At 67.6% G+C, this 8,811-nt stretch carries 13 protein-coding genes and 1 pseudogene; 13 read left to right on the top strand and 1 reads right to left on the bottom strand.

Annotation, left to right across the window (positions count from 1 at the left end; translation table 11 throughout):
• Positions 1-14 precede the first annotated feature (14 nt).
• Entirely contained in the window at positions 15-440 is a 426-nt protein-coding gene (locus CFN78_RS06980) for a hypothetical protein (protein ID WP_094861782.1), read from the bottom strand.
• Positions 441-649: 209 nt separating this feature from the next.
• On the opposite strand from CFN78_RS06980, the gene CFN78_RS06975 reads away from it, so the two are divergent.
• The 13 genes and pseudogenes from CFN78_RS06975 to CFN78_RS06910 all read left to right on the top strand — a co-directional run bounded on the left by CFN78_RS06975 (position 650) and on the right by CFN78_RS06910 (position 8,787).
• Positions 650-880, top strand: a complete 231-nt coding sequence (locus tag CFN78_RS06975) for a hypothetical protein (protein ID WP_094861781.1) — start codon at positions 650-652, stop codon at positions 878-880.
• 89 nt (positions 881-969) lie between these two features.
• Positions 970-1,299 (top strand): hypothetical protein, encoded by a 330-nt coding sequence (locus tag CFN78_RS06970; RefSeq protein WP_094861780.1) that lies wholly within the window; start codon positions 970-972, stop codon positions 1,297-1,299.
• Positions 1,296-2,021 carry an exonuclease domain-containing protein gene (locus CFN78_RS06965; RefSeq protein ID WP_094861779.1) on the top strand — a complete coding sequence of 242 codons (726 nt, stop codon included), beginning with the start codon at positions 1,296-1,298 and terminating at the stop codon, positions 2,019-2,021. The genes CFN78_RS06970 and CFN78_RS06965 overlap by 4 nt, the downstream gene beginning before the upstream one ends.
• Before the next feature lie 44 nt (positions 2,022-2,065).
• Positions 2,066-2,812, top strand: coding sequence for a hypothetical protein (locus tag CFN78_RS06960; protein WP_094861778.1), 747 nt, complete (start codon positions 2,066-2,068; stop codon positions 2,810-2,812).
• Positions 2,812-3,009: a hypothetical protein gene (locus CFN78_RS06955; protein WP_133116299.1), complete on the top strand. Its 198-nt coding sequence runs from the start codon at positions 2,812-2,814 to the stop codon at positions 3,007-3,009. The genes CFN78_RS06960 and CFN78_RS06955 overlap by 1 nt, the downstream gene beginning before the upstream one ends.
• Entirely contained in the window at positions 3,009-4,007 is a 999-nt protein-coding gene (locus CFN78_RS06950; protein WP_094861776.1) for a CRISPR-associated protein Cas4, read from the top strand. Before CFN78_RS06955 ends, CFN78_RS06950 begins: the two co-directional genes overlap by 1 nt.
• Before the next feature lie 145 nt (positions 4,008-4,152).
• The gene (locus CFN78_RS06945; RefSeq protein WP_133116298.1) at positions 4,153-4,581 is read left to right on the top strand and encodes a hypothetical protein; all 429 of its coding nucleotides are present in this window, start codon (positions 4,153-4,155) and stop codon (positions 4,579-4,581) included.
• A 674-nt stretch (positions 4,582-5,255) separates the two neighbouring features.
• Entirely contained in the window at positions 5,256-5,819 is a 564-nt protein-coding gene (locus tag CFN78_RS06940) for a hypothetical protein (RefSeq protein ID WP_133116297.1), read from the top strand.
• A complete protein-coding gene (locus tag CFN78_RS06935; RefSeq protein ID WP_094861773.1) occupies positions 5,819-6,325 on the top strand; it encodes a hypothetical protein in 507 nt (168 codons plus the stop codon). The genes CFN78_RS06940 and CFN78_RS06935 overlap by 1 nt, the downstream gene beginning before the upstream one ends.
• 63 nt (positions 6,326-6,388) lie before the next feature.
• On the top strand, positions 6,389-6,688 hold the full coding sequence (locus CFN78_RS06930) for a hypothetical protein (protein ID WP_094861772.1): 300 nt from the start codon (positions 6,389-6,391) through the stop codon (positions 6,686-6,688).
• A gap of 29 nt (positions 6,689-6,717) precedes the next feature.
• Positions 6,718-6,909 (top strand): annotated as a pseudogene (locus CFN78_RS29735) (WhiB family transcriptional regulator); the annotation flags it as partial.
• Positions 6,910-7,115: 206 nt separating this feature from the next.
• Positions 7,116-7,427, top strand: a complete 312-nt coding sequence (locus CFN78_RS06920; RefSeq protein ID WP_094861770.1) for a hypothetical protein — start codon at positions 7,116-7,118, stop codon at positions 7,425-7,427.
• A gap of 1,123 nt (positions 7,428-8,550) precedes the next feature.
• Positions 8,551-8,787: a hypothetical protein gene (locus CFN78_RS06910; protein WP_094861768.1), complete on the top strand. Its 237-nt coding sequence runs from the start codon at positions 8,551-8,553 to the stop codon at positions 8,785-8,787.
• Positions 8,788-8,811 lie beyond the last annotated feature (24 nt).

Raw genomic sequence — 8,811 nt, 5'->3', positions numbered from 1 at the left:
GATGCTGCGAATGGTCACGCTTCACGCCTCGACCGAGCACGCCGAGGAGTCGTCACCACGTCCTCGCCGGCCGCCTCGATCTCCTCGCGCGAGATGAACCGCGGGCCTGCACCACCCTCGGCAGCGTCCATGCGCCGACGAACCTCGCCCAGGATCTCGTCATTCGACAGCGACATCGGATCGATCGGGGCCGCTGCGGTCTGGCCCACTTCGTCCGGCTTGAGGAACCCCGCAACCACGAACGCTTGCAGGATCGGCAAGTCAAGCGCTTCGGCGACTACGCGCACGATGTCCGGTCGGACGGCGCCGCCGGTCTTCCATCCGTGAAGCCGGGTGCGCGATACCCCGGTCTTGTCCTCGAACGCGATGGTGCTCATGTCGAGCTGATCTAGTCGGCGTTGGACGTACTGGTACCAGGAGGGGAAGTCCTGAGTGCTCATAGGCCACCACTGTACGTGCTCGCACGCAACGTTGTCGCGCGGAACGGACACAGTTACGGCAGGTAGACGAATCACACCCATGTAGTTCACCGTGCGTCCGCGCATCACGCAAACCTGTCCCCGCACGCATCACTGTTGCGTCCACGCATCAGTACGCGTACTGTTGCGTCTACGGACAAACGTAGCGTCCGCACACACACGGAGGATCGATGGCACGCGAACTGCGACCCAAGCCCGACCAGTTCCGCAAAGCCTGCGAGCTGCACGGCATCCCCAGCGACTCCGCACTTGCCCGCGCAATGGACATCCACCGCACCACCGTCGCCCGCGTCCTCGCCGGCGACCTCGTCCCCGGCGGCGCGTTCATCGCGGGCGCGCTCTACGCATTCCCCGCGCTCACCGTCGATGCCCTCTTCGACAACGTGCCGGCCGAGCAGTGACCGCCACCCCAGACATGAAGAACCCCCGCCGTCCAGTGACCAAACCGTCGGCGGGGGCTCAGGAGACGACCGCCCCGAAGGAGCGACCGATGACCACATCATACCGACCGAACACGCCCGTATCCCCCGGCGACACGACCCTCGCCGTCCTCCTCTCCTCGCGGATGGTCGACAGCTTCGACTACCGGCCGATCGACGACATCCAGTGCGACAACTGCGCGGACCTCGGCGCCGTAGTCGAGGTCAACGTCTACTTCCGCCTCGGCTCGGTGCGTGTCCTCGCCCGCGAGGTGTGCGCCGGATGCGCGTTCGACGCGGCCTGCTCCGTGTGGGAGAGCTGCGACACCGAACTCCACCTGGAAATCGACCCGGGCGCCGCCCGCCGCTACGGAATCGAGCCTCCGGCGGTGAAGCGATGACCTGGCACACCAAGAAGCTCGTTGCGTTCGACACGGAGACCACCGGCGTGGATGTCGAGTCCGACCGGATCGTCACGGCCGCGGTGCTTGAGATCGACCCCCTGGAAGGGGGGATCGTCCGCCACGAGTGGCTGATCAACCCTGGAATCGACATCCCCGCCGAGGCGACCGCCATCCACGGCATCACGGACGCAATGGCCGCCGAGGGCCGGGACCCGGGCGAGGCGGTCGCCGAGATCGCCCTCCACCTCGGCGCGGCGTGGATGGAGATGACCCCGGTCGTCGCCTACAACGCCAGCTTCGACCTCACCCTGCTAGACCGGGAACTACGGCGCTACCGGGGCGAGGGCCTGTGGCACGGCTCGGTGATCGACCCACTCGTCATCGACAAGCATTTCAACCGCTACCGGCCCGGATCGCGGAAGCTCGTCGACGTCGCGAAGCACTACCGCATCGCACTGTCCGAAATGGACGCTCACGGCGCCGCCGCCGACGCACTCGCCGCCGCACGGATCGCGTGGACACAGGCCCGCTGGTACTACCCCGAGATCTCGCGGATGCGGCTCCCCGAGCTGCACGCCAATCAGGAGCAGTGGCACGCCGAGCAGGCCGCATCGCTCGCCGACTACTTCCACCGGCAGGGACGGCACTCCGACGCCGACAGCGTGTCCCTCGACTGGCCGCTCCGCCCCGCCCCCGCAAGCAAGGCGGCCACGGCATGACCGCGCCGCGCCACTCCCCCACCACCACAACCGGAAGGAACCCCATGCCCAGCAACGAAATCGCCGTCGCCGAGCAGCAGCCCGCGAAGCGGCCGGTTGCGCTCACCGGTCGACAGGGTGACCTCGACACCGCTTACCGGCTGTCGCAGAACCTGTCGGTGTCGAACTTGATTCCGAACGACCTCAAGGGCAAGCCGTCCGATGTGCTGGTGATCCTGCTGTACGGGCAGGAGCTTGGTCTCGCGCCGATGCAGGCGATCCAGACCATCGACGTGATGAAGGGCCGCCCATCGCTGCGCGCGAACCTGTGGGTCGCCCTGGCCCGCAGGGCGGGCCACAAGGTTCGCGTCACCGAGAACACGGCGACGTCCTGCACGGTGACGGTGATCCGTTCCGACGACCCGGACGGTCCGATCTCGGTCACATACACCATCGACGACGCCAAGACCGCCGGGCTGACGTCGAACGCGAACTACCAGAAGAACCCGAAGGCCATGCTGTACGCGCGTGCCGCGTCGACGGCGATCCGGCAGGCGTGCCCCGAGGTCGCGATGGGGTTCTCCGACGAGTACGAACTGGCCGAGCCGGAACCCACCCGGCCGACGCTCGCGCAGGTCGCCGCCGAGCGTGTCCCGGCCGCTGCCGAGCCCGCCCCGGTACAGGAGCCCATCGAGCAGCCTGACGTCCCGGACGCGGACCTGCTCGCCGACCTCGCCGAGATCGAACGCGAGAACGCCGCCCCCGCCGACGAGCCGGTCGACGCTCTGTGGTCCGAAGGTGGTGACCAGTGATGGACAGCGGATACGGGAACCGGACCTACCAGTCGATCATCACCGCCCCCGGTGGCGTGCAGGTCTCCGTGACCATCACCGTGCCCGAGACCCTGGTCTGGAAGGACAGCAAGGAGTGTGCCGAACTTGCGCAAATGGCTGCGTCGCACGGAATGGCCCTCGTTGACCGCTCGCGGGCGGAGAGGGCGCCGTTCTGATGACCACCACCGAACGAGAGCGCACCACCGCCGACCTCCTCCTCGAATGGGACCGCGAACGGCCGCGGTCCCGGCAGCGGGAACTCGGCTGGTCCGAGGTCGGCGGCTGCCGTAGACGAGCGGGGTACCGGCTCGCCGGCACCGAACCCACAAACCCCGGCGGGTCCGTGCAAGCTGTCCTCGGCACCGCGATCCACGAGGCAGTGCAGCAGCGCCTCAACGAGACCGCAGGCCCGGACGACCTGGTGGAGGTCGCCGTCGAGTTCGCCGGGATCCCCGGCCACATCGACCGGTACGAGGCCGACACCGAAACGCTGGTGGACGTGAAAACCACCAGCTCACGGTGGCTGGAGACGATCAAGGTCGAGGGGCCGACCCGCTCACACCTGTGGCAGATCAACGGCTACGCCGCCGCCCTGCTCATGCAGAAGGGCAAAGCGGTCCGGGTCCGGCGCATCGTGATCGACTACATCGCCCGCGACACCGGCGAGCTGTGGCGCTGGACCGGGACACCAGACCCCGCGGCCGTGCGCGAAGCCATGACGTGGCTCAAGGCGGTGCGGGCGACTCCAGTCGAGATGCTGAACCGCGACTACTCCCCGGACGGCCCGTTCTGCGGGCACTGCCCGTTCTTCGACACCTGTTGGGACGGGCACGTATCCGACCGGGATCTCCGCTCGGTGCTGTACATGGAGGACCCGGACGCCGCCGGGTGGGCCGAGAAGCTGCACCAGGCGCGCGCCGACAAGAAGGCCGCCGAGACGCGCGAGGACGAGGCGAAGGGCGCACTCGACGCGCTGCGCCCCAACACATTCGGCCGCTCCGACCCGCTCGACGTGGGCTGGGACAAGAACATCGAGTGGCGCATCACCACCACCAACCGGCTCGACGCCGACGCGGTACGCGCCGAGTACCGAAAAGTCGGCGCCGAGCCACCCACGAAGCCATCCGAGACGACGAAGCTCGTGTTCGTCCCGAAGCCCGAGGTGGCCCGATGACGGCGGCAGGTGGGAAGCCGTGCCGGAAGGTGCGGTTCCCCACCCTCGCCGATGCCGAGACTGCGCTACTCAACGCGAAAGTCGCACGGTTCCTCCGTCCACACAGGACCCGGCGCCACGAGGAACGCGCCTACGTCTGCCGCGAATGCGCAGCCTGGCACCTCACCAGTCAGCCACCACGAAACCACCCACCATCCACAATGGAGGAAGCATCGTGACCGATCAACTGACGCTCGGATTGGACGATCGGCACGCCGGGCAGGCCGCGAACCTCGCCGCCGGCACCAAGGGCTACCGCGACGACACCGAGCGGGTGAAGGTGGCACTCGACACCCTCATCCGATCCGGGACCACGTTCACCGCACACACCGTCTACACCATCGTGCAGCTCGACGGAGGCGGCGCAGGTTTCGACAAGAACCTGATCAGCAGCCGCATCGGCCGCGCCGCACAGGACGGCGTAATCGTCCACACCGGACAGTGGGTCAACAGTCCACGCCGATGCCGCCACGCCAGCAAGATCAAAGAATGGCGCGGAAACAAGACTCGGATTCCGGATCAGCGGGATTCGTAGACATGCCCCGGCATGGCAGGACGAGCCGAGGCACGGCAGTGCTTGGCCGGGCCCGGCTAGGCGTGGCAAGGAAGGCGCCCCGACGGTCGTACGGCGGGTTCGACTCCCACCGGGAGCACGCAGGGCGTGGCATTGCGTGGCAATGCGAGGCCAGGCCAGGCGCGGCAGGGAGCAACACCAGGGAGAGCGGCACACACCCCGGTTCAAGTCCGGGGCTCCCACGCACGGCATGGCGCGACGAGGCGTGGCTTCGCATGGCTAGGCCGGGCCGGGCGGGACTAGGCAAGGGAATGGGGCGGTACTGGCAGACACCTGGGTTCGAGTCCCGGGACCGCACGACCCGGCATTGCCGGGCGCGGCTGGTCTCGGCGCCGCAAGGCTGGGCAGCGCGCGGCCGGGCGTGGCAGGGAGATAGGCGGGTGGCTGGCAGCCACCGGGGTTCAAGGCCCCGGCACCCACGCGGGGCATGGCTCGGTGCGGCTGTGCCTGGCGTGGCTAGGCGAGTCCTGGCATGGCATGGCAAGGACGGGCGAACGGCATACATCGGGGTTCGAGTCCTCGACGCCCACGACTGGGAATGGCACGGCAGTGCTGGGCCCGGCAGCGCTCGGATGGGCGCGGCGAGGCAAGGAATCACCACCACACCAAGGAGAACCACCGCTATGCGAATCGAAATGATCGGCACCGCACCCCTGCTCATGCACAACGTGCGCCTCGCCGACGACCAGGACCCCTACGTCAAGGCGATCAAGAAACTCACCGCCAAGAAGACGAAGAAAACCGACGACGACAAGATGGAGATCGATCGACTGTCGTTCGCCGGCGGCATGTACCACGACGACGACCTCGGCCCGTACCTCCCCGCCGAGAACATCTTCCGCTGCCTCATGGAAGCAGGATCACTCACTCGATCCGGAAAGAAAATCGAGCGCGGCGTCATCTTCGACGGCACCCGCGCCCGCCTCAACTACGACGGCCCCCGCGACCTCGAAACCCTGTGGGGCGACGACGGAGCATCCCCATTCGTCGACCGTCGCATGGTCGCCGTCCAAAGGCAGCGCATCCCCCGCGTCCGCCCCATCTTCCCCGACTGGTCCGCGACGATCGGCGTCGAGATCGACCCACAGGTCATCGACTTCGACGAGTTCGAAGACATCGTTGCGAAGGCCGGGCGCCTCATCGGAATCGGCGACTACCGCCGTTTCTACGGCAAGTTCGAAGGCAAGGTGACCGGCTGATGACGGCATTGTTCCAGCCAGCAGACGGCGACCGCGCACGCTGGCGCCACGTCTACGAACTCGTTCTGTCCCGCACACCCGGCGACGACATCACCGTCCAAGAAGTGTGCGACCTCCTCAACATTCCGGCGCACACCGCGTGGGCCGTCATGCTCGACGCGAAGAAGCACCTCGAACAGGACCGCCAGCAGACAGTGAAGTCGGTCAGCAAGTTCGGGTGGATCGTGATCGACGCCAAGGGCAACCTCGACGAGATCGAACGCCGCCGTCACAAGGCACACCGCGCAACCAGTCGAGCGGCACGCCTCATCACGGCCACAGACCGGGGTGCGCTATCCCCGATCGACCGGAACCGACTCGACTTCGAAACCCGCAACGTGCTCGCCGCACGGTCCCTCTACGACCGAAAGTCCCGGTCGTTCGCGGAACTCCAGCGGGAATCCCAGCAGCGCCGCATCACGGATTCCACCGCGGCACCACCATCACAACGCACCACCGGGAACTGACCACCCCCGCGGGCCGCGCCAGACACCACCGGCGCGGCCCCACCTCATCCAGGAGACCAACCCATGACCGCCACACGCCAAACGTTCACCAGCCAGTACCGCGACGAAACCGCCGCCTGTCCCCACATCACCCCCGCCGACGCGTCCCGCTGGGCCGACCAAGCCATCTACGACGCCCAAGACCTCATCGCCGACATCCGCGACCTCGACCCCCGCCAGATCGTCGGCCGCCTCGTCCTCTGGGGACAGCACTCCCCCGCACGCCTCGTCGTCGCCACCATCGCACTCGCCGCCATGTGCGACCCGCACCGCGGCACCGGCGACGCCCTCGCCTGGCTCAACACGCTGGCGGTCGCCGCATGAGACCCCTCGAACTCCCCCAACCACCAGCCTGGATGACCGGCGCCCTCTGCGCACAAACCGACCCCGAAGAGTTCTACCCCGAAAAAGGCGGATCCACGGCCGCCGCGAAACGCATCTGCCAAGCCTGCGACGTGCGCGTCGTCTGCCTCGCCTACGCCCTCGACCGCGGCGAACGACACGGCATCTGGGGCGGCGTATCCGAACGCGACCGACGCGCCATGACCGCCGAACAACGCCGCAACCACCCCAACAGCCGGCCCAACACCCGCGCAGGACAACCCGCCGACCCACTCGTCGACGCCGAAATCATGCGGCTCACCCACGCCGGCCACTCCGCACGAGCCATCGCCACCGAACTCGGCATCACCCACCGCCGCGTACAACGAGCCCGCGCCCGCAACCGGCCCGCGCAGGAGGTGGCCGCATGATGCCTGCCGGATCCGGGCCGCACGCCGAAATGATCGGCGACGCCACCGCGGAAGCCAAGCAGCGCTCCGAGGAACGCCGCGAGCGAGTCCTCCGACACCCCGACCTCGCCAGCCAACTCACCGCCATGCCCGGCCCGTACCGCGACCCCCGCACCTGGAACGGCTACGTACCGCCGTCCCACGACGCCTACAACCGCCCCAACGACTCCCCCCGGCGGGCGGTGCTGGTCCGGCTCTGCGCCGAGGCGCTGCGCCGAGACAGCATGGCCGCCGCCGAAGCCGACTACGACGACCCCCAGGAGACCCCGTAATGCCGTGGTTCAAGTCCGACGACAGCTTCTACCGCCACCCCAAGGTGCGCAGGCTCGGGAAGGACAAGCTGCCCGCCGTCGGCCTGTGGCAGCTCGCCGGCACCTGGTGCGCCGACAATCTCGACACCAACACGTGCGATGGGTTCATCCCGGCCGAGCAGATCGCGCTCTGGGACCCAAGGCACCGGTATGCGCGCAGGCTCGTCGCAGTCGGCCTGTGGTCGGAAATCGACGTCGACGGGGAGCACGGATTTCGGTTCCACGACTGGGCTGACTACCAGCCGACGAAGGCGTCGGTCGAGGCCGAGCGGGAAGCGTGGCGGGAGAAGAAAGCGGCTCAGCGCAAAGGAAAGTCCCCAAGGGTGTCCCCGGGGGACAATCGGGTGGACTCACCGGAAGACAATAGTCACGGAATGGTCTCTTTGAGGCAACATCGGTCGTTACCTGCGCAAAACCGGACGCCCGTACTGGACACGGTTGAACACGCAACCACCACGCACGAACACGCACCCCACGAAGAAAACCCCAGGTCAACCACCACAGAAGAACAACTGTCCCCCAGGGATACCCCCGGGAGTCCACCCCCAAGTCCCCCTATTCCCGTACCCGTACCCGTACCCGTTCCTTCCAGTGGTCACCTAAGGAGGGGGGACGCGCGCAACGAAACCTCTCACCAACCCCCACCCCCAAAACCCCCCGAACACTGCCCACAACACCCCGGCGGAACCCCCGAACCCTGCGGCCCCTGCGCCGACGCACGACGCTCCACCCACACCTGGGACCAAGCCGAAACCCACCGCCGCAACCAACTCCGCGCCGAACTCGACGCCGCACGCCACAACCCCGACCTCCGCTGCCACCACGGCACCGACGCCGGCCACTACCGACGACCCGACACCGGCACCAGCCCCTGCGCCCTCTGCCGCCAAGAAACCCACACCAAAAGCGCATGACCAGCACAGATGCGACGAACGTTCCCACGCGCACAGGCCCGCGTGAGCCGTTGGGGGTTGCTTTCGCGAACACTGGTGTTGTGCTTACGCGTCGCTGTTGCGTCTGCGCACGCACGGGTGTAGCGTGAACAGTACACCGGCACGACGGTGACACTCGCCAAGGAGACGACATGATCGACAACACCGCGCCTGACCAGCGCACCGAGGACGACGACGCCGTCCGTTTCAACACGGCCGCGTGGCACACCGAGATGGACGCCACCAAGCCGATGCCGAGCCTGTACGCGTTCGTCTACTTGCACGAGACCGTGAGCCTGTTCCTGCGTGGCGTGGCAACGCGATCTTCGCTGCTCGATGCGTTGGTGAAGACCGACGTCGGAACCGCCGACGCGAAAGCCGGTGCGTGATGGCCCTGTGCGGTAACCCGGTTG

The sequence above is a fragment of the Amycolatopsis antarctica genome, assembly GCF_002262875.1.
Taxonomy (GTDB): domain Bacteria; phylum Actinomycetota; class Actinomycetes; order Mycobacteriales; family Pseudonocardiaceae; genus Amycolatopsis; species Amycolatopsis antarctica.
This window is presented reverse-complemented; position numbering and strand designations above follow the sequence as displayed.

Excerpts from the sequence above, each read along its gene's own strand:
- CFN78_RS06960 (WP_094861778.1), top strand. The coding sequence starts at position 2,066 with ATGCCCAGCAACGAAATCGCCGTCGCCGAGCAGCAGCCCGCGAAGCGG.
- CFN78_RS06950 (WP_094861776.1), top strand. The coding sequence starts at position 3,009 with ATGACCACCACCGAACGAGAGCGCACCACCGCCGACCTCCTCCTCGAA.
- CFN78_RS06935 (WP_094861773.1), top strand. The coding sequence starts at position 5,819 with ATGACGGCATTGTTCCAGCCAGCAGACGGCGACCGCGCACGCTGGCGC.
- CFN78_RS06970 (WP_094861780.1), top strand. The coding sequence starts at position 970 with ATGACCACATCATACCGACCGAACACGCCCGTATCCCCCGGCGACACG.
- CFN78_RS06945 (WP_133116298.1), top strand. The coding sequence starts at position 4,153 with ATGCGCAGCCTGGCACCTCACCAGTCAGCCACCACGAAACCACCCACC.
- CFN78_RS06930 (WP_094861772.1), top strand. The coding sequence starts at position 6,389 with ATGACCGCCACACGCCAAACGTTCACCAGCCAGTACCGCGACGAAACC.
- CFN78_RS06975 (WP_094861781.1), top strand. The coding sequence starts at position 650 with ATGGCACGCGAACTGCGACCCAAGCCCGACCAGTTCCGCAAAGCCTGC.
- CFN78_RS06980 (WP_094861782.1), bottom strand. The coding sequence starts at position 440 with ATGAGCACTCAGGACTTCCCCTCCTGGTACCAGTACGTCCAACGCCGA.
- CFN78_RS06910 (WP_094861768.1), top strand. The coding sequence starts at position 8,551 with ATGATCGACAACACCGCGCCTGACCAGCGCACCGAGGACGACGACGCC.
- CFN78_RS06955 (WP_133116299.1), top strand. The coding sequence starts at position 2,812 with ATGGACAGCGGATACGGGAACCGGACCTACCAGTCGATCATCACCGCC.
- CFN78_RS06965 (WP_094861779.1), top strand. The coding sequence starts at position 1,296 with ATGACCTGGCACACCAAGAAGCTCGTTGCGTTCGACACGGAGACCACC.
- CFN78_RS06920 (WP_094861770.1), top strand. The coding sequence starts at position 7,116 with ATGCCTGCCGGATCCGGGCCGCACGCCGAAATGATCGGCGACGCCACC.
- CFN78_RS06940 (WP_133116297.1), top strand. The coding sequence starts at position 5,256 with ATGATCGGCACCGCACCCCTGCTCATGCACAACGTGCGCCTCGCCGAC.